The 25443-nt window shown below is 71.6% G+C and carries 18 protein-coding genes and 1 pseudogene; 11 read left to right on the top strand and 8 right to left on the bottom strand.

Going from position 1 to position 25443, the window contains the following annotated elements; genetic code table 11:
- The first annotated feature begins 110 nt into the window (after nucleotides 1-110).
- The 3 genes and pseudogenes from RV986_RS32140 (at nucleotide 111) to RV986_RS32130 (ending at nucleotide 5982) form a co-directional block, all read left to right on the top strand.
- Nucleotides 111-2454 (top strand): annotated as a pseudogene (locus tag RV986_RS32140) (bifunctional glycosyltransferase/CDP-glycerol:glycerophosphate glycerophosphotransferase).
- A 1-nt stretch (nucleotide 2455) separates the two neighbouring features.
- Nucleotides 2456-4666 carry a bifunctional glycosyltransferase/CDP-glycerol:glycerophosphate glycerophosphotransferase gene (locus RV986_RS32135; RefSeq protein WP_475920731.1) on the top strand — a complete coding sequence of 737 codons (2211 nt, stop codon included), beginning with the start codon at nucleotides 2456-2458 and terminating at the stop codon, nucleotides 4664-4666.
- A gap of 11 nt (nucleotides 4667-4677) precedes the next feature.
- On the top strand, nucleotides 4678-5982 hold the full coding sequence (locus RV986_RS32130; RefSeq protein ID WP_475920730.1) for a hypothetical protein: 1305 nt from the start codon (nucleotides 4678-4680) through the stop codon (nucleotides 5980-5982).
- Between the two features lie 189 nt (nucleotides 5983-6171).
- Here the strand turns inward: RV986_RS32130 and RV986_RS32125 are convergent, their stop codons facing one another.
- Nucleotides 6172-6585 carry an organic hydroperoxide resistance protein gene (locus RV986_RS32125; protein ID WP_475920729.1) on the bottom strand — a complete coding sequence of 138 codons (414 nt, stop codon included), beginning with the start codon at nucleotides 6583-6585 and terminating at the stop codon, nucleotides 6172-6174.
- A 125-nt stretch (nucleotides 6586-6710) separates the two neighbouring features.
- Between RV986_RS32125 and RV986_RS32120 the strand changes: the two genes are divergently transcribed.
- The 4 genes from RV986_RS32120 to galE all read left to right on the top strand — a co-directional run bounded on the left by RV986_RS32120 (nucleotide 6711) and on the right by galE (nucleotide 12975).
- Entirely contained in the window at nucleotides 6711-7190 is a 480-nt protein-coding gene (locus tag RV986_RS32120) for a MarR family winged helix-turn-helix transcriptional regulator (RefSeq protein WP_475920728.1), read from the top strand.
- A gap of 1915 nt (nucleotides 7191-9105) precedes the next feature.
- Entirely contained in the window at nucleotides 9106-10308 is a 1203-nt protein-coding gene (locus RV986_RS32115; RefSeq protein WP_475924511.1) for a glycosyltransferase 87 family protein, read from the top strand.
- A 55-nt stretch (nucleotides 10309-10363) separates the two neighbouring features.
- The gene (locus RV986_RS32110) at nucleotides 10364-11959 is read left to right on the top strand and encodes a glycosyltransferase family 2 protein (protein ID WP_475924510.1); all 1596 of its coding nucleotides are present in this window, start codon (nucleotides 10364-10366) and stop codon (nucleotides 11957-11959) included.
- A 35-nt stretch (nucleotides 11960-11994) separates the two neighbouring features.
- Nucleotides 11995-12975, top strand: coding sequence for a UDP-glucose 4-epimerase GalE (gene galE / locus RV986_RS32105; protein WP_475920727.1), 981 nt, complete (start codon nucleotides 11995-11997; stop codon nucleotides 12973-12975).
- 31 nt (nucleotides 12976-13006) lie between these two features.
- Here galE and RV986_RS32100 read toward each other — a convergent pair whose 3' ends face one another.
- Complete coding sequence (locus RV986_RS32100; protein ID WP_475920726.1) at nucleotides 13007-14044, bottom strand: oxidoreductase; 1038 nt, start codon at nucleotides 14042-14044, stop codon at nucleotides 13007-13009.
- A 118-nt stretch (nucleotides 14045-14162) separates the two neighbouring features.
- Between RV986_RS32100 and RV986_RS32095 the strand changes: the two genes are divergently transcribed.
- Together RV986_RS32095 and RV986_RS32090 are read left to right on the top strand one after the other, a co-directional pair.
- Complete coding sequence (locus tag RV986_RS32095; protein WP_475920725.1) at nucleotides 14163-14777, top strand: TetR/AcrR family transcriptional regulator; 615 nt, start codon at nucleotides 14163-14165, stop codon at nucleotides 14775-14777.
- 4 nt (nucleotides 14778-14781) lie between these two features.
- Entirely contained in the window at nucleotides 14782-15738 is a 957-nt protein-coding gene (locus RV986_RS32090) for an ADP-ribosylglycohydrolase family protein (RefSeq protein ID WP_475920724.1), read from the top strand.
- A 100-nt stretch (nucleotides 15739-15838) separates the two neighbouring features.
- Here RV986_RS32090 and RV986_RS32085 read toward each other — a convergent pair whose 3' ends face one another.
- The 3 genes from RV986_RS32085 to RV986_RS32075 all read right to left on the bottom strand — a co-directional run bounded on the left by RV986_RS32085 (nucleotide 15839) and on the right by RV986_RS32075 (nucleotide 18713).
- Complete coding sequence (locus RV986_RS32085) at nucleotides 15839-16486, bottom strand: response regulator transcription factor (protein WP_475920723.1); 648 nt, start codon at nucleotides 16484-16486, stop codon at nucleotides 15839-15841.
- 25 nt (nucleotides 16487-16511) lie between these two features.
- On the bottom strand, nucleotides 16512-17705 hold the full coding sequence (locus RV986_RS32080) for a sensor histidine kinase (protein ID WP_475920722.1): 1194 nt from the start codon (nucleotides 17703-17705) through the stop codon (nucleotides 16512-16514).
- 327 nt (nucleotides 17706-18032) lie between these two features.
- Nucleotides 18033-18713: a TetR/AcrR family transcriptional regulator gene (locus RV986_RS32075; RefSeq protein ID WP_475920721.1), complete on the bottom strand. Its 681-nt coding sequence runs from the start codon at nucleotides 18711-18713 to the stop codon at nucleotides 18033-18035.
- Nucleotides 18714-18883: 170 nt separating this feature from the next.
- Here RV986_RS32075 and RV986_RS32070 point away from each other — a divergent pair, with 170 nt between their 5' ends.
- Together RV986_RS32070 and RV986_RS32065 are read left to right on the top strand one after the other, a co-directional pair.
- Nucleotides 18884-19795, top strand: coding sequence for an ABC transporter permease (locus RV986_RS32070; RefSeq protein WP_475920720.1), 912 nt, complete (start codon nucleotides 18884-18886; stop codon nucleotides 19793-19795).
- Nucleotides 19788-20612, top strand: coding sequence for an ABC transporter ATP-binding protein (locus RV986_RS32065; protein WP_475920719.1), 825 nt, complete (start codon nucleotides 19788-19790; stop codon nucleotides 20610-20612). Before RV986_RS32070 ends, RV986_RS32065 begins: the two co-directional genes overlap by 8 nt.
- A 98-nt stretch (nucleotides 20613-20710) precedes the next feature.
- Here RV986_RS32065 and RV986_RS32060 read toward each other — a convergent pair whose 3' ends face one another.
- The 3 genes from RV986_RS32060 to RV986_RS32050 all read right to left on the bottom strand — a co-directional run bounded on the left by RV986_RS32060 (nucleotide 20711) and on the right by RV986_RS32050 (nucleotide 25440).
- Entirely contained in the window at nucleotides 20711-21877 is a 1167-nt protein-coding gene (locus RV986_RS32060) for a glycosyltransferase (protein WP_475920718.1), read from the bottom strand.
- Entirely contained in the window at nucleotides 21874-24744 is a 2871-nt protein-coding gene (locus RV986_RS32055) for a bifunctional glycosyltransferase/CDP-glycerol:glycerophosphate glycerophosphotransferase (protein WP_475924509.1), read from the bottom strand. The genes RV986_RS32060 and RV986_RS32055 overlap by 4 nt, the downstream gene beginning before the upstream one ends.
- Before the next feature lie 180 nt (nucleotides 24745-24924).
- Complete coding sequence (locus RV986_RS32050) at nucleotides 24925-25440, bottom strand: GtrA family protein (RefSeq protein WP_475920717.1); 516 nt, start codon at nucleotides 25438-25440, stop codon at nucleotides 24925-24927.
- Nucleotides 25441-25443 lie beyond the last annotated feature (3 nt).

Below are 25443 nucleotides of genomic sequence, written 5' to 3'. Positions count from 1 at the left end.
GGCCCACCCCGACCCGGCCCGCCACCTGGCGTCCCGCCGGGCGGCCGGGGCGATGACACCCCGCCTCAGAGTCCCTTGAGACCTCAGCATTACGTGAGAGAAAGAGCAGAATGCCCCGCTTCAGCATCATCGTCCCCACTCATGGAGTCGCCGGGCGGCTGTCCCTCGCCCTGGAATCGGTCCTCGACCAGTCCTTCGGCGACTTCGAGCTGATCACGGTCTGTGACGCGCCGGGCTCCCCGGCGGGCGAGGTCGCCGCCGGGTACGCCGCGCGGGACTCCCGGGTCGTCCCGCTGCATTCGCCGCCCTCGGACGGGCTGAGCGGGGCACGGAACACCGGGATCGTGGCGGCCACGGGGACCCATCTGCTCTTCCTCGACGGCGACGACGTCCTGGTGCCGGGCGCGCTGGCGGCCCTGGACGGCAGACTCCGGGAGGGGCCCGAGGAGGTGGACGTCCTCTATTTCGGGCACGAACGCGTCCACTGGTGGGACGCCGAGACCAGCACGCCCCCGCTCCCGAGGACACCCGAAGGGGTGTTCACCCCGGACCGGGCGCCGCGGCTCACCGGGGCGGGCCTCCCGGCGTGGAGCGCGGCCTACCGCCGGGACTTCCTGCGCGCGCACCGTCTCGTCTTCCCCGAGGGGCACTTCACCGATCTCGGCTGGGGCGGCCTGGTGACCGTCGCCGCCGGCCGGCTGTCGGTGCTGCGCCGGACCGTCGTACGGCATCTGCTGCGCAGGCAGGGCAGTCGGCTCAACGAGCCCGGCGAGCACCAGTTCCAGCTCCTCGACCAGGTGGACCTGGTGCTGACCAGGGCGGCCGAACAGGAGCTGTCCGCCGAGCGGACGCGGCCGCTGTTCGGTGACCTCTTCGCGGCGGTGCTGAAGTCGGCGTCGCACCCGAAACGGCTTCCCCTGCACCGGCGCCGGGCCTTCTTCCGGCGCGCGGGCCGGCTCTACCGGCGCCACCGGCCCGCCGGGTTCCGGCCGCCGCCGGGCCGCGTCGGGGTGCAGCACCGGCTGCTGGCGGCCGGGGCGTACAGCGCGTTCCGGGCACTGCGCGGCGTCAACCAGCGGCTGGCGAGGATGCGGACGGGGATGGGGGTCCCCGCCGGTCGGACGAGCCTGAAGAGTTGGGGAAGGTGGGGGATGTGGGGGATGTGGGGGATGTGGGGAAGGTGGGGGATGTGGGGGATGTGGGGGATGTGGGGGATGTGGGGGATGTGGGGGATGTGGGGGGAGGCTGCCGCGCCCCCGGCAGCTGCGCGCCCGCGCGCTGTACGCGGCCCAGCTGCGCCGCCCGCTCGACGAGAACCTCGCCGTGTACTGCGCGTACTGGGGCCGCGGCTATGCCTGCAGCCCGGCCGCGATCCACGCCAAGGCCCGTGAACTCGCCCCGCATCTGCGCTCGGTGTTCCTGGTCGAGGCGGACGCGGTGTCCGAGGTCCCGCACGGCCTGGACCACGCGGTGATCGGCAGCCCGCGTGCCTGGGAGGTACTGGCCCGCGCCAAGTACCTGGTCAACAACGCCAATTTCGCGGACGGGGTCGTCAAGCGCCCCGGCAGCGTGCACCTCCAGACCCAGCACGGCACCCCGCTGAAGAAGATGGGCGTCGACCAGTCGACGTACCCGGTGGTGGCCGCCGCGACCGGCAGCTTCGCCAAGCTGCTGACCCGGGTGGACCGCTGGGACTACAACCTCTCCTCCAACCGGCACTCCACCGAAATGTGGGAGCGGGCCTTCCCGGGCACCTACGAGGCCCTGGAGTACGGCTATCCGCGCAACGACGTCTACTACACGGCGACCGCCGAGGACGTGGCCCGACTCCGCGCACGGCTGGGTGTCCCGGAGGGCAGGACCGCCCTTCTCTACGCGCCCACGCACCGCGACTACAGCACCGGTTTCGAGTCCCGGCTCGATCTGGAGGCCTTCTGCGAGGAGATCGGCGACGAGTTCGTCGTCCTGCTGCGCGCCCACTACTTCTACGACGAGGGCGGCCGCAAAAGCAGTGGCCGGATCATCGACGTGACCCGGCACCGGTCCTCGGAGGACGTCTGCCTGGCCGCCGACGCGCTGATCACGGACTACTCGTCGATCATGTTCGACTACGCCAACCTCGACCGCCCGATCGTCGTGTACGCGGACGACTGGGAGGTCTACCAGGAGACGCGTGGCGTCTACTTCGACCTGCTGGAGGCGCCGCCGGGCCCGGTGGCCCGTACTCCGCAGGAACTGGCACGAGTCTTCCGCGAGGGTTCCCACGAGGACTCCGCGGCGAAGGCCCTGCGGGCCGCGTTCCGCGAGCGGTTCTGCCAGTTCGACGACGGGCGGGCCGCCGAGCGGGTCGTCCGCAGAGTGCTGCTGGGCGAACCGCCCGAGGCGATCCCGCCGGTGATCCCCCTCGCCGAGCGCCTTCCGGCCCCCGCCGCGTCCACCCTCGTAAGGAGCTGACGTGCCCCGCTTCAGCATCATCGTCCCCGTCTTCAAGGTGCAGGGCTTTCTGCGCGAGTGCCTCGACTCGGTCCTGGAGCAGTCGTACACCGACCTGGAGGTCATCGCGGTCGACGACTGCTCGCCGGACGGCTGCGGCGCGATCCTCGACGAGTACGCGGCCCGCGACCCGCGGGTGCGGGTGCTGCACCTGCCGCAGAACGTGGGGCTCGGCCGGGCCCGCAACGCCGGAATGCCGTACGCGGGCGGGGACTTCCTCTTCTTCCTCGACAGCGACGACACGCTCACCCCCGGCGCCCTGCGCGCCATCGCCGACCGTCTGGACGAGACCGCCGACCCGGATGTTCTCGTGTTCGACTACGCGCGCACCTACTGGTGGGGCGGGACCCGTCGCAACGCCCTCGCGCAGGTGCTGGCGGAGGGCGGCGACGGCACCTTCACCGCCGCCGGGCACCCGGAGATCCTCGACCTGCTGATGGTGGTGTGGAACAAGGTCTACCGCCGGGAGTTCGTCGGGCGCGAGAGCTTCACCTTCCCGCCCGGCTACTACGAGGACACGCCCTGGACCTTCCCGGTCCTGCTCAGCGCGGAGCGGATCGCCACGCTCGACCGGATCTGTCTGAACTACCGGCAGCGGCGGCAGGGCAACATCCTGTCCACCACCAGCCGCAAGCACTTCGACATCCACGACCAGTACGAGCGGGTCTTCGCCTTCGTCGACTCCCGTCCCCGGCTGTCGAGTTGGCGCCCGTATCTGCACCGCAAGATGGGTGAGCACTGTCTCGACATCCTCGCCAAGCCGGACCGGCTGCCCGAGTCCGACAAGGCCGAGTTCTTCCGGCGTACGGCCGCGCTCTTCCGCACCTACGCGGGCACCGGTCCGGTGCCGCGCGAACTGCGCGTCCTGCAGGGCGGTTACGCGCGCTACCGTGCCCGGAGCGGGGCCGGCCGGGTCGGCGCGGAACTCGGGCGGCGCGGGCTGCAGGCGCGCAGGGCGGCGGTCACCCGGGTCAAGCGCGGCTGGTCGGCGGTGCACGAACACCGTCCGCTGGACCCGAACCTGGCGGTGTACTCGGCGTTCTCGCACCGCGGGGTGCTCGGCGACCCGGGCGCCGTCCACCGCGCCGCCCGTGAACTCGCCCCGCACATCCGGGGGGTGTGGGTGGTGCGCGAGGACCAGGTGCCGCTGCTGCCGCCCGGCATCGAGCACGTCACACCCGACTCGCTCGCCTACCGCCGGGTCACCGCCCGTGCCACGTACTTCGTCAACAACGTCAACTGGCCCGGCACCCTGGTCAAGCGCGACGGCAGCGTCCACCTCCACACCCACCAGGGCACCCCGCTGAAGTACATGGCCGCCGACCTGCTCGACAAGCCCGGCGCCCGGCACGGCTTCGACGTGCCGCAGATGCTGCGCCGCGCCGACCGCTGGGACTACAGCCTGGTCGCCAACCGCCACTCCGAGCTGGTCTGGGACCGCGCCTACCCCTGTCACTTCACCTCGCTGCGCACCGGCAGCCCCCGCAACGACGTCCTCGTACGGGCGCGCCCCGAGGACGGCCCGGCGGTCCGCGCCCGCCTCGGCATCCCCGCCGGCCACCGGGTGGTGCTGTACGCGCCGACCCGCCGCGACTACGTCCGCGGCGGGCTCGTCGACCGCATCGACCTGGCCCGGTTCGCCGACGACCTCGGCGCGGGCCACACGCTCCTCGTACGGCTGCACCCCTCGCTCGCGGACGGCCCGGCGCGCGGAATGGGCCTGTCCGAGCTGCACCGGCGGGGGGTCGTGGTCGACGCGACCGACGAGCCGCACGTCGAGGATCTGATGCTCGCCTCCGACGTGCTGGTCACGGACTACTCGGCCCTCATGTTCGACTACGCCAACCTGGACCGGCCGATCGTGATCCACGCGGACGACTGGGGCGCGTACGCGGCGAGCCGGGGCGCGTACTTCGACATCACGGCCGACGCGCCGGGGCATGTGGCGGGCTCCTACCGGGAGCTGGCCCGGCTGTTCGCGTCCGGGTCCTGGCGGGACACGGAGTCGGCGCGGCTGCGGGCCGGGTTCCGGGCGCGGTTCTGCGCGTTCGAGGACGGGCGGGCGGCCGAGCGGGTGGTACGGACGCTGATGCTCGGCGAGCCCATGGAGGAGCCGGTGCCCGTCGTGCCGCTGCCGGCACAGACGAGGCACGACTCCCTCGCGTCCTCGTGAGGCCCCCCGTCGTGCGGCCCCGTACCTGGGTGGTGCTCCTGGGCGTGGTCTTCGCCGTGCTCCAGCTCGCGAACGTCACCGGCCGGGACACCCCCGACACCAAGAACTACCTGTCGTACGCGCTGAGCCTGCGCGGCGCGAGCAAGCACGAGGCGGCCGCGGCCACCATCGACTACGCCTGTGCCGGAAAGGCGACCGTCGCGCACCGCAACCAGAGCGTCAACGTGGTGCACTTCCGCGATCCGAGCCCCGCCCGGCGGGTCGTCGAGGAGTGCCGGCGCGAGCAGTGGAGGTGGGTGTCGAAGCGGCTGCGGGCCGGGCAGACGTCCGGCCACACCGTGCCGTTCATGCCGCCCCGCTTCATGCGGATCTTCGAGGCGCGGCCCGGGTATCCGGTGTTCCTGGTCCCCTTCGTCACCGTCCTCGGCGTGCAGTGGGGGCTGTGGGCGTCGAGCGTCCTCGTCACGGTCGCCGGGGGTGTGCTCGCCTTCCTGGTGCTGCGCACCCTGCGCGCCCCCACCGTCGCGGCGCTGACCGGGCAGGCCCTCTTCTACGTCCTGCCGTGCGGTACGACCGCGATGCGCCCTATGACCGAGGGCCTGCTGCTGGCCCTGACGCTGGCCGCGCTGTGGGGCTGCGCGCTGGCGCTGGAGGGCCGTGCGCGGGCCGGGACCTGGCTGGTCGGCGGGGCCCTGGCGGCGCTGTTCGCCGTCAAGCACGCGCAGGCGCTGTTCCTCGGCGTGTGCCTGGCGGGCGCGTGCGCGGTGCTCGGCGTACGGCGCGGGGGGCTCCGGCAACCGCTGCGGAGGCTCGCGCGCCCCTTGCGGGAGGTGGGAGTGGTGGCGGCCTGCGGGGTCGCCGTGACCCTGCTCTCGGCACGGGTGCTGGGCTACCCGTCCGAGTCGGAATCCCTCCAGGACCTGCTCACGGCCCACTTCTCCCGGCGCGACCGCGCCCACCCGTGGCCGGAGTTCCTGGACCTGGAGGTCAACTTCTGGGTGGAGTGGCTGCGCCGCGCACTCTGGCAGCCGTTCCTCCTCGCCGCGCTGGTGGCGGCGGCCTGGGGCGCGCTGCGACAGCGCCCGGCCTTCGGGGTGTTCCTGGTCGCGGCCGCGCTCACCGGCGTCCTCAACCAGGCCGGGCATCCCGACATCAACATCTACGGGGACCGGCTGATCGTGCTGGTGTGGGTGCTGCCGGTGCTGGGACTTCCGCTGCTGCTGGAATCGGTCGTACGGCCGTGGGCGGGGGGCCTGGATTCGGTGCCGGGGCCCGTTCGGACGGAGACCGGGGTGGACGCCGGGGTCGCTCGATGAACGGACCGGCGGACCTGCGGACCGACGGACCTGCCCGGCGGGGTCGGCGGGCCGCGGCGCGATGGGGGGTGGCGAGCGCCAGGTCCGCGGCGGCGGCCAGTGCGGTGTCGTCGCACACGCCGCGGCCCCGCGTCCCTGACGGGGCACGGGGCTGCGGCGTGTGCGGTTACAACGATCCGGACTACCGGACTACTCGATGACGAGCTCGACCGGGATGTTGCCGCGGGTGGCGTTGGAGTAGGGGCAGACCTGGTGGGCCTGCTCGACCAGCTTGCGGCCGGTGGTCTCGTCGACGGAGTCGGGCAGCTCGATGCGGAGCGTGACGGCCAGGGCGAAGCCCTCACCCTGCTTGCCGATGCCGACCTCGCCGGTCACCGCGGCCTGGCTGACGTCGACCTTCGCCGCGCGGCCGACCACGCCGAGGGCGCTGGCGAAACAGGCGGCATAGCCGGCGGCGAACAGCTGCTCGGGGTTGGTGCCCTGCCCGTTGCCGCCCATCTCCACCGGGATCGCCAGCTGCAGGTCCAGCTTGCCGTCGGAGCTGACGGCGCGGCCCTCGCGGCCGTGGGTGGCGGTGGCGACGGCGGTGTAGAGCGCGTCCATGGGGACCATCCCTCTCAAGTCAAAGTCTTAACCGGGGCGGCCGGTCCGACCGCCTCACGGCCTCAATTAGAGCACGCAATTCAATTGCGCACAACTTAATGACGGACAAGAGCTATCCTGGGTCCATGACCGCCATGCCGATCCCGAGCCCCCAGGCCCCGCCCGACGAGGACTACCTCCGTCTCGACCAGCAGATCTGCTTCTCCCTGAACGCCACGTCGCGCGCCTTCGGGAGCGTCTACCGAGTGATCCTCAAGGACCTCGGGCTCACCTACCCCCAGTACCTGGTGATGCTGGTGCTGTGGGAGCACGGCGAGCTGCCCGTGAAGAAGGTCGGCGAGCATCTGCGGCTCGACTCCGGGACGCTCTCCCCGCTGCTCAAGCGGCTGGAGGTGGCCGGTCTGGTGCGGCGGGAGCGCAGCGTCCTCGACGAGCGCTCCGTGCACGTCCATCTCACGGACGAGGGCGTCGCCCTGCGCGAGCGCGCGCTGCGGGTGCCGCGCCGGATCGCGGCGGCGACAGGCGCGAACCTTGAGGAGATCCGTGAGCTGCGGGCGCGACTCGACCGGCTGACGGCGGCGTTGGACGCGGCCGCGCTGGAGTAGAAGCCGGGGTGGAGGCCGGGGTAGAAGCCGGAGCGGAAGGGACCCTCGTACGGGTGCCTGGTTTCACGTCCTCGTACGGGGCTCGCCGGACGTACAGGCTCAGGGTCACGCCCTTGTGGACGATGCGCTCGCGCAGGGTGAACCGCTCGCCGATCGTGGTGAGTTTGGTCTGCTCGGTCGCCACCCCGGTTTCGGGATGCCAGTGCGGGCGGAGTGCGAACGGCTCGGCGATCAGCCAGACGCGGTCGATGCGGTCGAGCCGGCGGCGCAGTTCACGCGGGCCCGCCTCCCTCCCGTACAGCGTCCCGGACGCCTTCGCGGACGAGTTCAGCGCGATGTCCCGTACCCCGCGAAAGCCCCGCGGATACGCCAGCGCCGACCGCCGCGAGAGCGAGGGCAGGAACAACACCGGGTCGCCCGGTCGCAGTTCGCGCCCGGCGGCGGCGGAGACGGCGGCGAGGTCGTCGGGACGGCGGCCGAGGGTGCGGTCCTGGCGGAGCAACGGGAACTGGACGGTCAGGGTGAGCGCGACGGCGAGGACACCGGCGAGGGTGACGAGACGCGGAGCCACGGGACCCGGGAGCCTCGACACCGCCCGTGTCAGCCGGTCCGCCCCCGCCGCCGCCAGCAACGGCGCTCCCGCCAGCGCGTACAGGACGTACCGCTCGTCGTACAGCGGCCAGAAGCGGGAGACCGTCATCAGCACCGCGGGCGGGACCAGCGTCAGGGGCAGGGCCACCGCCGCGAGGGTCACCTCGCCGCGGCGCAGGAGGGGCCGTACCCCCACCGCGATGAGGAACAGATAGGGCACGAACACCAGTTGGGCCTGCCCGGTGAACGCCCGCAGCAGGTGGTCCACGCTCTCCCGGTTCGGTGCCGACAGCCACGCCACCTGCGCCGACTGCCCGCGCGAGACGAGCACCAGGGGCGACAGCAGGAGCACCGCGGCCCCCGCCGCACGCCCCCAGCCCCGCCAGACCCGGCGCGGCATCCGCGCCGACGCCAGGGTCAGCGCGTGCGCGAGCAGCAGGAGTACGGCCAGCTCGTGCAGCAGACAGGTGACGGCCACGGTCACGCCGTATCCCCACCAGCTCCCGTCCCCCCGCGCGGTCCGCACCAGAAGCAGCGTCGCACCCGCCGCCCCGGCCGCGACCAGCGCGTACGACCGGCCCTCCTGGGCGAAGTGCCCGGCCAGGGGCGTGACCGCGTACAGCAGGCCCGCCCACAGACCGACCCGCGGGCGGCACAGGCGGACACCGAGGGCGGCGACCAGGCCCGCGGTCGCGGCGGCGCCGAGGACCGAGGGGAGGCGGAGGGCGACCTCGCCGGGGGCGGGGGCGAGGACGGCGTGCATGAGGAGGTAGTACAGGCCGTGCACGGCGTCGACGTGGTGCAGCAGATGCCAGATCTGCGGGACCGAACGCCGGGCGACCTGGAACGTGGCCGCCTCGTCGCGCCACATGCCCCCGCGGTCGAGGCCCCAGAGGCCGAGCGAGAGCATGACGAGCACGGGAAGCAGTACGGCGGCGGCCTCCGCCACGGTCTCTGCCGCGGGTCTCGCCACCGGCTCCCCCACCGGTTCGGCCGAGGCCTCCGCAGTCGCCGTGGCCGCCGGACGGCCGGCGTCGAACCGTTTCATCAACACCCTTACCTTGCGTCCGATTTACTACTATTACCCAACCTTAAAGTGACTTTGATGGCGTATCGGCTCCCCTGAGGTATCCGCGCGGCCTACGATCCGGGCTTGATGAGCGCTTATCCGAGCCCCCGAAACCCGAGCCCCCGAGACCCGAGCCCTCGAAACCCGAGCCCCCGAGACCCGAGCCCTCGAAACCCGAGCCCCCGAGACCTGAGCCCCCGAAGCCGGCACCGCCCGCTCTCCCTCGCCGCCGCCTGGGTGGCCACCCGCGCCCTGATGCTGTGGCTGCTCGCGCACGACGACCTCTCCGCGCTGGGCGGCGGCGGGGTCTCGCGCGAGGTGACCCGCCTGTACTTCCACTGGTACGGCGTCCTGTCCCACGGCGCCTATCCGGCGGGCGACCGGCTGTGGCAGTACCCGCCGGGAGCCGGCCCGGTGCTGCTCTCGCCCGGGCTGCTGCCGGGCCTGACGTACCTGCGCGCCTTCGTGGCCCTCACACTCGCCGCGGACGCCGTGATCGCGCTGGCCCTCGCGCACGCGGGCAGCCGGCCCGGCCGCAGCCTGCGCGGCGCGGCGCTGTGGACGCTGGGCCTGCCGCTGCTGCTGCACATTCCACTCGCCCGGTACGACGTGCAGGTCACGGCGTTCGCCGTCATCTCGCTGTTGACGCTGTCGCGCTCCCCGCGCGCGTGCGGCACGTTCGCCGCGCTCGGCGCCCTGGTGAAGGTCTGGCCCGCACTGGCCCTCATCGGCACACCCCGGGGCCGTACGACCCGGGAGGCCTGGGCGGCGGCGGGGCTCACGGCGGTCACCCTGCTCGCCGTCCTCGCGACGGTCTTCCGCGACTCCTTCGACTTCCTGCGCCAGCAGGGCGGCCGGGGTGTGCAGATCGAGTCGCTCGGCGGCACGGTGCTCGGCTTCGCGCGCCAGGCGGGCTGGCCGGGCAGAGTGCGCTACCAGTACGGCGCGATGGAGTTCGTGGGCCCGTACGTCCACACGGTGGCCACCGTCTCGCTCGCCCTGACCGCCGTCTCCTTCGGGCTCCTGCTGCTGTGGCGGGTGCGCGCACGGCACTGGACGGCGGCGACCCCGTACGACGCCGCGCTCTGCGCCGTGCTGCTGTTCACGGTGACCAGCCGGGTGATCAGCCCCCAGTACATGGTGTGGCTGCTCGGCCTGGCCGCCGTGTGCCTGACCTCGCGGCACACCATCCAGCGCCCGGTGGCCGCGCTGATCGTGGCGGCGACCGCGGTCAGCTCCGTCGCGTACCCCGCCCTGTACGGGGAAGTCGTCCACAGCACCTGGGCGGGCTGCCTGCTGATGCTCGTCCGCAACGGCCTGCTGGCGACGGCCGCGGTGCTGTCGTTCACCCGGCTGTGGCGCTCCGGACTGCCCGCATTGGTGGCGGATCGACCGAAAACCGACGTGCCGTCCAGGAACCCACACCGGATTCCTGCCGTCTTCCGGACGGGACACTAAGCACCTCTTAACGGAAAATTACTGTCAACACCTACGATTCCGGCCCGTGGATCCCATGAACCCTCACCACTCGCAGGTCTCTGTCGTCGTCATCGGGTACAACGACGCCGACCATGTGACGGACGCGGTGCGCTCGGCGCTCGCTCAGGGCCCGGCCGTCCGGGAGGTGCTCGCCGTCGACGACCGCTCGACCGACGGCAGCGCGGACCTGCTCGACCGCCTGGCCGCCGACGAACCGCGTGTGAAGGTCGTACGCCGCCCGGACAACAGCGGCGGCTGCGGCAGCCCCCGCAACGACGGCATCGACGCGGCGACCGCCCCGTACCTGATGTTCCTGGACAGCGACGACATGCTGCCGCCGGGCGCCGTGGACGCGCTGCTCGGGGCGGCTCTGGAGCGGCGCACCGAGGTCGCGGCGGGTCTGTGCGTACGCCGCGAGCTGCCCTCGGGGCGGGAGGTCCCCTGGGAGCGCGAGCTGTACGCGAAGCCCGCGCTGATCCCCCACCCGTCCCGGCGCCCGCGCCTGGTCCACGACACGCTCTGCGTCAACAAGCTGTACCGCGCCGACTTCCTTCGTGAGCACGGGATCCGCTTCCCCGAGGGCCGCCACCCCTACGAGGACTTCGTCTTCACCGCGCGCGTACTGGCCGCCGGGCCGCGCATCGCGCTGGTCCCCGACACGGTGTACGTGTGGCACGTACGGCGCGGTGCGGACCACTTGTCGATCTCCCTGGACCGCGCGGACATCGAGAACTGGCGGGCCCGCACCGAGGCGCACCGGACGGCGTACGAGATCCTCCTCGGCGCCGGCGAGAAGCGGCTCGCGCGGGCCGCCAACGCCAAGTTCCTCGACCACGAACTCCGCATGTACACACGGGAGTTGGAGCTGCGGGGCGCCGAGTACCGGCGGGCGTGGTGGGACCTCACGCGGGCCTACCTGGCGACCTTCGACGCGACCGACTTCACCGTCAACCCGACCGCCCCCGGCCGGCTGATCGCCCGTGTCGTGCTCGCCTCCGAAGAGCCCCGCGACCTGCCCCGCCTCAAGGAACTCGCCGCCCGCCCCGCCCGGCTGCGCCCGCCGTACGCCCGCGCCGCCGACGGCACACCCATCTGGTCGGACGACCTCCCCCACCTCACCCTGGACCACTTCCTGCGGCGCCCCGTGCACGGACTGCCCGCCGCCGTCGACGCGGAACTGCGCCCCCGCGCCGGTACGGCACGGCTGCGGCTGCGCCTGTACGACCTGTACGGGCGGATCGCGGAGGCCGGCCCGGCCTCGGTGGACGTGGAGTTCGTGCACCGGGACGAGAGGCGGATCGGGCTGAGCGAGTCGGTCGACCTGGCACGGGACCCGGACCGGCCCACCTGGTCGGGCGAGCTCCCGGTGCATCTGTCGGCGCTGGGCCGGGGCACCTGGGACCTGCGGCTGCGGGTGCACTACCGCGACGGCGGCAGCCGGGACGTCACCGCGCACGCGGTCGGCGGGACGGGCCTGCTGCGCCGCCGCACGGTCCCGGACCTCCGGCACGGCGTCCTGCTGGTGCAGCCGTACCGCACCCACGCGGGGGCGCTCGCCCTGCGACTCGCGCCCGGACGGCGAGGACTGACCGAAGTGGTACGCCGTCGGCTCGATCGCCTGCTTCACTGACTGCGAACAACTCACCGACGAGGGGATGGCTGTCCATGACCTGGCTGATCACCGGCGGCGCGGGCTACATCGGGGCGCATGTCGTGCGCGCGATGCGGGATGCGGGCGAACAGGCCGTCGTCTACGACGATCTGTCCACGGGCATCGCCGAGCGGGTCCCCTCCGATGTGCCGCTGGTGGTCGGCTCGACCCTGGACGCCGGGCTGCTGGCCCGCACGATCAAGGAGCACGCGATCACCGGCGTGGTCCATCTGGCGGCGAAGAAGCAGGTCGGCGAGTCCGTGGACCTGCCCCTGCGCTACTACCACGAGAACGTCGAGGGCCTGCGGGTCCTGCTGGAGTCGGTGACGGCGGCCTCCGTCGCCTCCTTCGTGTTCTCGTCCTCGGCCGCGGTGTACGGCATGCCGGACGTGAACCTGGTGACGGAGGAGACGCCGTGCGTGCCGATGAGCCCGTACGGCGAGACGAAACTGGCGGGCGAGTGGCTGGTCCGTGCGACCGGGCGCGCCACGGGCCTGTCCACCGCCTCCCTGCGCTACTTCAACGTGGCGGGGGCGGCCGGCCCCGAACTCGCCGATGTCGGTGTCTTCAACCTCGTCCCCATGGTCTTCGAGAAACTCACCGAGAACGCGCCGCCGCGGATCTTCGGGGACGACTACCCGACGCCCGACGGAACGTGCGTACGGGACTACATCCACGTGGTGGATCTGGCGGAGGCACATGTGGCCGCGGCCCGCGCCCTCGAAGCCTCGCCCGGCCGGGACCTGACCCTCAACATCGGCCGCGGGGAAGGCGTTTCGGTCCGCGAGATGATCGACCGGATCAACGCGATCACCGGCTACGACCGCCCTCCGGTGACCACCGCGCGCCGGCCCGGAGACCCGGCCCGGGTCGTCGCCTCGGCCGACCGCATCGCGGTGGAACTGGGCTGGAAGGCGAAGTACGACGTCCAGGACATGGTCACGTCCGCGTGGGCGGGGTGGGTGCGGCTGCACCCCGGGGCGGCGCGCGCCTAGGGGCGCCTAGGGGCTGTCCGGCGGACAGGCCCTAGACGGAGACGGCCTTCGAAGCCCGGCCCCGCTCGACGCCCGGTCCGGCGGTCGGTCCGGTGTTCGGCCCGGCGGTCGGTCCGGTGTTCAGGTCGGCGGTCGGCTCGGTGTTCAGGTCGGTGTTCAGCTCCGGGAAGGTGACCCCGGTCAGTTCCTCGGAGGCCGTCCACAGGCGGACCGCGGACACGGGGTCGCTCGCCGCGGCCGAGCGCCCGACCAGCGTCGGCGCGCCGCGCATCTCGCCGAACCCGTCCGGTCCGACATAGCTGGCGCCGGGCAGATCCTCCGTGGCGGCGTACAGCGTGGGCAGGGCACCGCCCTTGTTGTCCTGGGCGATGAACCGGTTGCCCGCCGCCATCAGGGCGCGCCGCAGCACATTGGCGTCATGGCTCTGGAGGTGGGTGGCGGCCCAGCCGGGGTGCGCGGCGAGGGCGCGTACGGACGATCCCGCGGCGGCCAGCCGGCTCTGCAGCTCCAGCGTGAACAGCAGATTGGCGAGCTTGGACTGGCTGTAGGCGGTCATGGGCGAGTACTCACCCGTGAGCATCAGGTTCTCGAAGTGGATGCGGTTGCTGCTGGGCATCTTGTGCGCCCCCGAGGACACGGTGACCACCCGGTCGGTGATGTGCGGCAGCAGCAGGTTGGTCAGGGCGAAGTGCCCCAGGTGGTTCGTCCCGAACTGCATCTCGAAGCCGTCCTTGGTGGCGGCCTCGGGGAGGTGCATGACGCCCGCGTTGTTGATCAGCAGATCGAGGTCGCCCCGCCATGCCGCGGCGAACGCGCGCACCGAGGCGAGGTCCGCCAGATCCAGCCGCCGTACCTCGACACTGCCGTTGACGGTGAGGGCGGCCGCCTCGCCGCGCTCCGGGTCCCGTACGGCGAGGACGACATGGGCACCGGCCCGGGCGAGCGCGTCGACGGTGGCGATGCCGAGGCCGCTGTTGGCGCCGGTGACGACGGCGGTACGGCCGCTCTGGTCACCCATGTCGCCGATGTTCCACTTGTTCTGCTGGATAGCCGAGTCCTTGGTAGCCATGCCGTCGAATGTAGGCGTCGACAACAATGCTGTCAACGACAACAATGGTGACGACGACAACAAAGATGACAGCGCCTACAATGTAGTCGCCGGTCACATACCGGATAGACTGTCGGCCATGCAGACCCGCACCCGCCGCTACCACCACGGAGACCTGCGCGCCGCACTGCTGACCCGCGCCGAGGAAACGCTCAAGGAGAAGGGCCCCGCCGCGCTGTCCCTGCGCGAACTGGCCCGCGACCTGGGCGTCAGCCACGCCGCGCCGAGCCGCCACTTCAAGGACAAGCAGGCCCTGCTGGACGCGCTGGCCCAGTCCGGTTTCGAACGCTTCGGCGCGACCCTGGCGGCGTCGCAGGAAGCGGCGGGCGAGTCCTTCGCCGGCCGGCTGGACGCTCTGGCCCGCGCCTACGTGGGCTTCGCCACCGCCAACGCGGAGCTGCTCGACCTGATGTTCTCCATCAAGCACGACCCGGAGGCGTCCGAGGCCCTGATCAAGGCCGCCCATGGCATGGGTGCGCTGGGCATGAACGTGATCAAGGAGGGCCAGCGCAGGGGCGAGGTCCGGGAGGGCCGGATGGAAACCATCGCCATCCCGCTCTTCAGCACCCTCCACGGCTTCGCGGGCCTCGCCATCAGCGGCACCCTGCCCACCGACGCCCTGGACGCGGCCCTGAACGACGTCATCGCCCACACCCTCCGCGGCTGCGCCCCGGACACCCCGGCGCGACGCTGACCCGATGCCCCGCACCCGTGAACTCCGAACCATCGGCACCGTCCTCGGCTCGGCCGTGGGCGACGCACTCGGCGCGCCCTTCGAGTTCGGCCCCGAGGGCGCGTTCTCGGCACGCTTCCCGGCAGCCGGGCACGGTGGGGAGATGTGCGGCGGAGCCGGCTGGGAACCGGGAGAGGCGACCGACGACACGCAGATGGCGGTGCTGGTCGGGGAGTCGCTGCTGGACCACCGGGGTCTTGAACTCCCCGACGTCTTTCGGCGGTTCCAGCGCTGGGCCGCCGCCGAGCCCAAGGACATCGGGCTGCAGACCGAGGCCGTGCTCGGCAGCGGTGACCCCTGGGATCTCGCCGCCGCGCTGCACTTCCAGGTCAGTCAACGGGCCGCCGGGAACGGGGCGTTGATGCGGGCCGCCACCTCCGCCGTGTTCTTCGCGCCGCGGGGGCGGGAGGCGACCATGGAGGCCGGCCGCCGCATCGCCGCGCTCACCCACGGGGACCGCGCCGCCTGGGAAGGCACCGCGGTGTTCCACGAGTTGGTCCGGGTCGCGCTCGACGGCGAGGATCCGGTCGCCGCCGTACCGGAGGCCCTGGAGGCCGTGCATCCGGATCATCGCGCCCGGTACGCCGTCGTTCTCGCCGACGGATGGCATCCGGACCGGGCGACCGAGTTCAATGGCGCGGTGTGGCCGTGCCTCGGGTCCGCCGTGTGGGCGCTGCGGACCACCGGCTCGTACGAGGACGCCGTGCGGGCCGCCGTCGATCTCGGCGGTGACACGGACACCGTCGCCGCCGTGACGGGTGGGCTGGCCGGAGCCGTGTACGGGCTGGACGGGATTCCGGAGCGGTGGGTGGAGCCACTGCACGTGCCGCTGCCCGGATTCGGCGAGCGGGTGCTGCGGGCGGGCGAACTCGTCCGGCTGGCCCGGCGGTTGACGGCCGAAGCGCCGACCGCCGGGACCTGACGAACACCCGTCCTGCCATGGATCCTTGTCGGCCATGGATCCTTGTCGGCCAGGAATCCCTGTCGGCCAGGAATCCCTGTCGGCTAAGAATCCCTGTCGGCTAAGAATCCTTGTTGAGGTACGCCAGTACCGCGAGCACCCTGCGGTGGCCGCTGTCGCTCGGCGGCAGCCCCAGCTTCAGGAAGACGTTGCCGATGTGCTTGCTGACGGAGCGTTCCGTGACGACGAGGGTCTTGGCGATGGTGGTGTTGTCGCGGCCCTCGGCCATCAGTTTGAGCACCTCGCGCTCGCGGGGCGTGAGCGTGTCGAGCGGGTCGTCGCGGCGGCGGGTGAGGAGTTCGGTGACGACCTCGGGGTCAAGGGCCGTACCGCCCGTCGCGACCCGGTCAAGCGCGTCGAGGAACTCGTCGACCCGGCCGACCCGGTCCTTGAGCAGATAGCCGACCCCGCTCGCGCCGCCGCCGAGCAGCTCGGCGGCGTACGACTCCTCGACGTACTGGGACAGGACCAGTACCGGCAGGCCGGGGATCTCCCTGCGGGCCTCCAGCGCCGCGCGCAGCCCCTCGTCGCGGAAGCCCGGCGGCATCCGGACGTCGAGCACGGCGATGTCCGGCCGGTGCTGGAGGAGCGCGGGCAGCACTTCGGGGCCGCTGCCCGCGACGGCCACGACCTCGTGCCCGGCGGAGGTCAGCAGCAGCACCATCCCCTCCCGCAGCAGGGCGTTGTCCTCGGCGATCACCACACGCAAGGCGGCCTCGTCTCCACGGTTCCGGTCACCACACGCACGGCAGCTCCACCTCGATCACGGTCGGCCCCCCGACGGGGCTGGTCATCAGCAGGGTGCCGTCCAGCGCGGCCACCCGTCGCTGCATACCTGGCAGCCCGGAGCCGCCGGCCTCTCCCCCGGAGCCGAAAGCCTGGGAGGTACCCCCAGCCCCGCCCTGTCCCTCGTCGGCGACCCGGACGCTCAGCCCGCCCCGGTTGCGGACGAGCCGGACCTCGGCGCGCTCGGATCCACTGTGCTTGGCCGCGTTCGTCAGCGACTCGGCGACCACGAAGTACGCCGCCGCCTCGACCGCCGCCGGCGCCCGGGACCCGCTCTGCGCCCCGTCTTCCAGACCGTCCACGACGACGGTGACGTCGAGTCCGCTGCTCGCGGCGAGCGCCCGTACGGCGCCCGCCAGTCCCCGGTCGGTGAGGATCGGCGGATGGATGCCGCGGACGACGTGCCGCAGCTCGGTCAGCGCTTCCTCGGCCTGGCTCTGGGCGTCCTCCAGCAGTTTCAGCGCGGTCTCCGGGTCACGGTCGTAGGCCCGTTTCGCGATGCCGATCCGCATCGACAGGGAGACCAGCCGGGCCTGCGTACCGTCGTGCAGATCGCGCTCGATGCGGCGCAGTTCGGCGCCGTGCGCGGCGATCGCGCCGGCCCGGGTCTCGGTCAGCTGCTCGACCCGGACGGCGAGCAACGCCTCCGGGGAGGGCTTGAGCAGGGCGGTGGACCAGGCGGCGTCGAGGTCCGCGAGACGGCTGATCAGCGGCAGGACGAGCGGGGAACGGCCGAGCAGACCCTGTCGTACGCCGTCGACGGGCAGGCCCAGCAGCCACAGCGGCGCGGCGAGCAGGCCCAGGAAGCCGTAGACGTAGTGGGCGAGCATCCAGCGCAGGTCGCCGAACGTGCCGGGGCCGCGCACCGCCGTGCGCAGCCGCTCGCGCAGCGGGCCCTCGATGGGCTGGTACGCCTCGGGGATCTCCTTGCCCGTCCACGCGGCCACCAGGTTCCGCTTGGCCCCGGCGATCCGCCGGATCAGCAGCACCGTCTCGGGCAGCAGCCCGGCGCCGACGACCGCGACCGTCAGCGTGGCCGTGATCAGCAGCACGGTGATGAAGATGATCGTGCCGAAGGCCAGCACGGCGGACATGACGAGACCGGCCGTGGCCCGCGCCGCCTGCCGCACCGTCTCTCGCATGGCCACAGGTTAGGCGAACCGCCGCTCCCATGGGCGAACGGGTGAACGGGTGAGGTGTAGCCCACTGCGCCAGGGGTTCGGGAGGGCGCTCCCGCGTGGCGGCGGTGGCCCGGCGGCAGAGTTGATCTCAACGGGAAACACCCCGTTGGCCTCGGAAAACGGGTCGCGACCGCGGTCGGCACGGGTGTCGTCTCCCTCGGGGCGGGCGTCAGCCTCCTGAAGGGCCGCAAGCCGCAGGGGCGGCACGCCGCCCGAGCCCGGCCTTCTGTGACAGGTGCCCGACCCCGGCCCCTTGGCCGCACGCGCTCACAACCTGGCCGAACGCGCTCACAACGCCCTGAGCGCCGCCGCCGTAGCCCGGGCCAGGCTCGCCAGGTACCCCTTCGGCAGCTTGGGCCCGCGGACCACCACCGCCCGCCAGTACAGCGGCCCCGACATGATGTCGAGCGCGAGTTCCTGGTCGATCCCCTCGCGCACCTCGCCCCGCGCGGCCGCCGCCGCCACGATCCCGCTCGCCACCCCCTGCTGGCCTTCCCGCAGCGCCTTCTGCATGGCGTCCGCGATATCGGGGTTGCGGGCCGCCTCCGCCTGGAGGTCGGGGATGACCTGGCCGGCCACCGGGTGCCGCAGCGCACGGGACGTGACCTCGTACAGCAGCCGCAGGTCACCCTCCAGGGAACCCGTGTCGGGGGCGGGCAGTCCCTGGATCGCTATGGCGGAGACCAGGTCGAGCACCAGGTGCAGTTTCGAACGCCATCGCCGGTACACCGCCGTCTTGCCGACGCCCGCGCGGCGCGCGATGCCCTCGATGGACATCCGCGCGTAGCCGACCGCCGCGAGTTCCTCGAAGACGGCGACCCGGATCGCCTCGGTCACGTCCTCCCGCAGCACGGCCGCCCCCGCGGGGGCCCTACGACGTGGAGCCTTCCCGGCAGCCCCCTCCGCAGCCCCCTCCGCAGCACTCTCCGCACTCGCGGCGGCACTCGTGGTGTCGGCGTTCGTCGTCATACCCTCCAGCATAGGGCGTTACGACGAAACGGTTGCGTTCCGACGTCAAGAAGCCCTAGTCTCGCGTTGCGACGATACGGTCCCGTCCCGACGTAAGAAGCTGGCAAAGCCGCAGTAAGAAACGTTAAAGACGGCCCGCGCATCCCACCCCCCGAGCGAAAGCAGCGGATGTGAGCCAGGTCCTCCACACACCGCCGACGTCGGTTCCCCCCACCGACGATCCCGCGGCGCTCGCCGCCCGGTACGGCCTCAGCGTCAGCGGAGCCCGCCCGACCCTGCCCGCGTACGTCCGCGAGCTGTGGGCACGGCGCCACTTCATCACCGCCTTCGCCACCGCCAAGCTCACCGCCCAGTACAGCCAGGCGAAGCTCGGTCAGGTGTGGCAGGTGATGACCCCGCTGCTCAACGCGGCGGTCTACTACTTCATCTTCGGTGTCCTGCTCGGCACCAAGCACGGTGTGCCGGACTACATCCCGTTCCTGGTCACCGGCGTCTTCATCTGGACCTTCACACAGAGCTCGATCATGGCGGGCACCCGGGCGATCTCCGGGAACCTCGGCCTGGTGCGCGCCCTGCACTTCCCGCGGGCGGCGCTGCCGGTCTCCTTCGCCCTCCAGCAGCTCCAGCAGCTGCTGTTCTCGATGGCCGCGCTGGTCGTCATCCTGCTCTGCTTCGGCATTCCGGTGAGCGCGTCGTGGCTGCTCGCCGTCCCCGTCCTGGTGCTGCAGTTCACCTTCAACGCGGGTGTGGCGATGGTCATGGCGCGGATGGGCGCCAAGACGCCGGACATCGCGCAGCTCATGCCGTTCGTGCTGCGCACCTGGATGTACGTCTCCGGTGTCATGTGGAGCATCGACAAGGTGCTCAGCAAGGACGATCTGCCGCACTGGGCGATGGTCGCGCTGGAGAGCAACCCCGCCGCCGTCTACATCGACCTGATGCGCTTCGCGCTGATCGACAGCTTCCACGCCCACCAGTTGCCGCCGCACGTGTGGGCGGTCGCGGTCGGCTGGGCGGTGTTCGCCGGGGTCGGCGGCTTCATCTACTTCTGGAAGGCCGAGGAGACGTACGGACGTGGCTGACACCCTCCCGCAGGACGCCCGCGCCCAGGACGCGGCCGGCCGCGCCGACGCGCTCATCCCCACCGTCGTCGCCGACCGGGTGGACATCGTCTACCGGGTCAACGGCACCGGCGCGGGGCGGGGCAGCGCCACCGCCGCCCTCAACCGCATGCTGCGCCGCAAGCAGTCCGAGAAGGCCGCGGGCGTCCGCAAGGTGCACGCCGTCAAGGACGTGTCCTTCACCGCCTACCGCGGCGAGGCCATCGGCCTGATCGGCACCAACGGCTCGGGCAAGTCCACCCTGCTCAAGGCCGTCGCCGGTCTCCTCCCCGTGGAGAACGGCAAGATCTACACCGACGGCCAGCCCTCGCTGCTCGGTGTGAACGCGGCCCTGATGGGCGACCTCACCGGCGAGCGGAACGTCTACCTCGGCGGGCTCGCCATGGGCATGTCCCGCGAGCAGGTCAAGGAGCGCTACCAGGAGATCGTCGACTTCTCCGGCATCAACGAGAAGGGCGACTTCATCACGCTCCCCATGCGGACGTACTCCTCCGGCATGGGCGCCCGGCTGCGGTTCTCCATCGCGGCGGCCAAGGACCACGACGTGCTGCTGATCGACGAGGCCCTCGCCACCGGCGACCGGTCCTTCCAGAAGCGCTCCGAGGAGCGGATCCGGGAGTTGCGCAAGAGCGCGGGCACCGTGTTCCTGGTGAGCCACAACAACAAGTCGATCCGGGACACGTGCGACCGGGTGCTGTGGCTCGAACGCGGGGAGCTGCGCATGGACGGGCCCACGGAGGACGTGCTCACGGAGTACGAGAAGTTCACCGGCAAGTAGGGGCGACTCAGGGGGTGCGGGGAACCGCGCGTCGTCGGCCACGGGTTCGTCGTGGCTGGTCGCGCGGTTCCCCGCACCCCTTCGGGGCGCGCCTCAGCTCACCTCTCCAGGAACGTGAACAGGTCCTCCCACCTGCGTACGATCTCGTCCGTCGTGTAGCGCTGGATGTTGACGCGGGCCGCCTCGCCCATGTGGTCCCGCAGGTCCTTGTCGGACATCAGGGTGTCGAGGCGGCGGGCCAGTTCGGCGATGTTGCCGAGGGTCGCCAGGAGGCCGTCCTCGCCGTCGTGGACGATCTCGTGCACGCCGGGTGCGCAGTCGAAGGCGGCGCACGGGACGGCGGCCGCCATGGCTTCCATGAGGGCGAGGGGGAAACCCTCACCGCGTGAGGGCAGGACGAAGACGGAGCCGCCGCGCAGAGCGCCCGGTACGTCGCTGGTACGGCCCATCCACTCCACGGAGTCGTCGAGGCCGAGGGCGGTGCACTGCTTCTTGAGGATCTCCTCGTCCTCGCCCGAGCCGTAGATCCGCAGGGTCCAGTCGGGGTGGCGCGGCACGACCTCGGCCCAGGTGTCGAGGAGCATGTCGATGCCCTTCTGGTCGTGCAGCCTGCCGACGCTGACGACGACGTTCTCAGTGCGGGGCGAGGGCACCTCGGGCATGAAGGGGATCGGGTTCGGCATGAAGGAGGCGTTGTCGAGGCCCTGCCGGATCCACAGGTCGGCGTCCTCGCGGGTGAGCGCCAGCATCCGGTCGACGTCCTTGTAGTGCTTCTGCACCCGCCCGAAGCGCGAGGTCGTCCTGCAGTACGCGAAGGACTCGTGGCTCATGCCGATGACGGTCAGACCGGTGGTGTCGGCGAGCTTCACCCACTCCATCGCCCACACCTGAGCGACGATCACGACGGCTCCGGGGCGTGCCGCCCCGAACAGCCCGGTCAGCTTGGCGGCCTGTTCGCGCATGCCCGCCGCCCGTTCGGCACGCAGCCTGCGCTCGGCCACGTTGAGCCGCCCCTTGATGCCGCGCATGGGGCCGACGCGCGGCGGATGGACGTCGTAGAGCGTCGTGGTGGGGTACGGGAGCTCGCCGAGCAGCTGCGGAACCTCCGATGCGGTGATGCCGATGACGTGCACGCGGTGACCGCGCTCGGTGAACAGACGGGCCATCTGGTGCGACCAGCTGGTCACCCCGCCCAGTTCGTCGACGCTGTTGGAGACGAAGAAGATGTCCCGCTCCACGTTTTCCTGGTCCTGGTGGGCGGTCACGCGCGCCTCCACTGGGAGAAGAACTGGTCGACGATGCTCTGTGCGGCGTTCCCCTTGTCGAACTCGCCGAAGTCGGCGACGAACCGCTCGCGGGGGGCCGCGTACTTCACCTTCTGCTCCTCCAGCGAGTCGAGGACCGCATACAGCTCGTCCTCGGTGCGGACGACCGGGCCGGGGGCCCGTTCCAGCAGGTCGAAGTAGGTTCCACGGCCCTCGTGCACGTACTCGTCGTAGTCGTAGGCGAAGAAGAACATCGGGCGGTCGAGGAGGGAGTAGTCGAACATCACGGACGAGTAGTCGGTGATCAGGCCGTCGGCGAGCGCCAGCAGCGGGGTCATGTCGTGGTGGGCCGTGACGTCGATGACCCGGCCGCGCACGGAGGGCGGGAGGACCACGTGGTTGAGGTAGTGCGAGCGGACCAGGAGGACATAGCGGTCACCGAAGGTGTCGGCGAAGCGCTCCACGTCGAAGGGGAGCTCGAACCGCTGCTGCTTGCCGCCGCGCTGACGGAAGGTCGGGGCGTAGAGCAGGATGGACTTGCCCTCCGAGATGCCCAGCTCGGCCGCCAGCGGACCGCGCTCACGACGCCCGGCGGCCTCCTCCCGCGCCCTGGCCCGGACGAGCGCGTCGTTGCGCGGGTAACCCACCCGCAGCAGCGTCCGCTCCTGGAGCCGGAACGCCCGCGCAAGGGTGCGTACATCGTGCTCGGAGCGGATCAGGAACCGGTCGAAGCGGTCGAGGGTGCGCTGCTGGGCGGCCTGCGCGGCGCGGGGCTTGAGCTTCCACTCCGGTTCGTCGAAGCCCATCCGCTTGAGCGCCGAGCCGTGCCAGGTCTGGATGTACGTCGTCCCGGGCCGCTTGGTGACCTTCAGCGGGTAGCTCTGGTTGTCGACCCAGTACTCGGCCTGCGCGAGCGCCTTGAGGTACGGCAGCGACCAGCGCCGTACGAGGGTGGCACCGCCCGGGAAGCCCCGGCGACTGCCGGCGTAGGACCACACCGCCTCGAACTTCAGGCCCTGGCGGCGCATCTCCTCGTAGATGGCCTTGGGACTGTCGCTGTACTGCCGGCCCAGGTGGCTCTCGAAGACGACGAGCCGCTTCTTGACGGGCAGCCGGCTGAACACCTCGTGGTACAGCCGGAGTTTGGTGTCGCCCGAGGTGAGTTGCTTGCGCAGCGCCTTGGCCCTGCGATAGCCGGTCTTGGCCAGCCGCGCGGTCGGGCCGTGCATTCCGCGCTGGACCAGTTCGCCCGCCTTCTTGTCCGGGACGAGCCGGAAGGACAGATGGCCGCGGGAGGACACCTCCGGCTCGATGCGGTCGGCGACCAGCCGGGTCAGCCGCGGCCGGACGGGCAGCTGTCCGTGCGCCAGCTCGGGTTCGGCGGCCGTGAGCCGGGTCGTGGTCCGCGCGCCGTCGACGTCGAGACGCAGGCGTACGTCCCACACGGCGTCCAGGATGCCGAGCGGGCGCAGCTCCTTGGCGAGGTCCGCCGAGGCCTCCCAGGCGATGGCCTCGCCCTCGTGGCGCACGGTGGCCACGGGGAAGCGGAAGGTCTGGAAGCGCACACCGGCCCGGCGGGCGTAGAACTCCAGCTCCGCGGAGAGCCGGGCGCCGGGCGGGATCACACCGAGCGGGTTGGTGACGCGCCCGGCCAGCCGGACGGTGCCGTCGCTCTCCTCGTACCCGGTCAGCGCGTTGCGCAGGAACATCTTCTCGACCGGCTTGGTGTGGTGGCCGAGCTCGGTGACGTCCAGGACGTGCCGGCCGAAGGGGTCGTCGTCGATGTGCTCGGCGCACCAGTACACACGCCCGTCGCGCTCGACGAGCGGCGAGGAGATCTTGTCGCGGTTGCTGAGCGTGTCCACGGCAGGCAGCAGGTTGTCCCAGTCGCTCTCGTGGAGGAGGTAGGCGCAGATGGCGTGGATGGGCTCGGTCTCGTCGAAGGCCGCGCGGTCGATCGACTCCAGGTAGGCGCGGGCGATCGACGCGAACTCCTGCCGGTAGGCCGCGTCCCGGAAGGGCAGCTCCCGCAGATGCAGCACGAGGTCGTGCTTGAGCCACTTGACGTCCTTGGCGAACTTCAGCTCCAGCAGGTCGTGGTCCGCGAGGAGCTGGTCGACCCGGCGGTGGATCTCCATGCGGTGCGTGAAGTTGGCGATCTCGTCACGGCGGTTGCTGATCGACTTCGCGGCCGTCTCCGCCGGTTTGTCCACGATCCGCCAGTCGTAGACCCGGTTGGGGATGAGCGTGATGCGACGGGCGGCCACGTACGCCTGCGCGGAGAACAGCAGGTCCTCGTAGTGGATCCCGACCGGGAACTCCAGGCCCTCGTCCAGCAGGAACCGCCTGCGGTAGCACTTGTTGGTCGAGAGGGTGTCGAAGACCAGCAGGTCGGGCAGCTCGGAGACGGACTCCAGGGTGCGGGTGCGCTCGTACAGCCAGGGGTACCACTTGACCTCCTTGCCCGTGCGCGAGTCGACGTGCACGCGCACGCACAGGCCGGAGACGAGGTCGGCGCCGGTGGTCTCGGCGGCCTCCAGCATGTTGCGGCAGGCGTTGCGCTCCAGTACGTCGTCGCTGTCGAGGAAGAGGACGTAGTCGCCGCGGGCCTGCTGGATGCCGTGGTTGCGGGGGGCGCCGCAGCCGCCGCTGTTCTCGGGCAGCCGGAAGACGCGCACCCGGCCCGGATGCTCGGCGGCCAGTCGCCGCGCCACGTCGTAGGAGCCGTCCGTGCTCCGGTCGTCGACGATGACGACCTCGACGCTCCGCAGCGTCTGGCCGAGGACGGAGCGCACGGCGGTGGGCAGCCGGGATTCGTCGTTGTAGACGATCACGACGACGGACACGGTGGGGGCGCCCGCGGACACGGCGGGCACGGCTGCTGACTCTGCGGGCGCGACCGCTGATTCCGCGGGCGGGCGGCAGTGATCCACATTCATCCTATTGATGCTAGACATTCCTGATGGTTCCACCTAGGCGATCTACTCCATTTGCGTACCGTTCAGGTAGATGCCGATCGCCCCGCACGGGTTGCAGGGCCCGGTCGCCTAGCGGCTGTGTTTCGCCTGTTTCGCCTGTTCGAACACCCATGTCCGGTACACCAGGAAGCGGAAGGCCGAGGCCAGCACGATCGACACCGCCTTGGCCAGATTGGAGCCGAACGGACCGCTCATGCCCAGGCCGTGGTAGCCGACGTAGAACAGCGCGCTCTCCATGACGACGCCGATGCCGCTGAAGACGAAGAACAGGGCGATCTGGCGCCGGGTGCGCGAGGCCCGGTCACGGTAGGTGAAGAAGCGGAAGCCGAGGTAGTTGCTGCCCATGGCGACACAGCTGGCGATGACCGTGGCGACCATCGGGGCCCACTGCAGACCGTGCAGGAGGAGGTTGAAGACCAGGAAGTTGACCGCGATACCGCTGCCGCCGACGGCACCGAACTTCACCACTTCGAGGGCGATCCGCCGGATCCGGGCGAACGCCCCGGGAGGGGTGGCGGCGGGCGCGGGCTGGGCCGGTGCGGGGGCCTGATGGCCTACACGGGCCCGCCCCTCGGAGAGGTTCACAGT

Source organism: Streptomyces sp. RLA012 (assembly GCF_056270325.1).
This window is presented reverse-complemented; position numbering and strand designations above follow the sequence as displayed.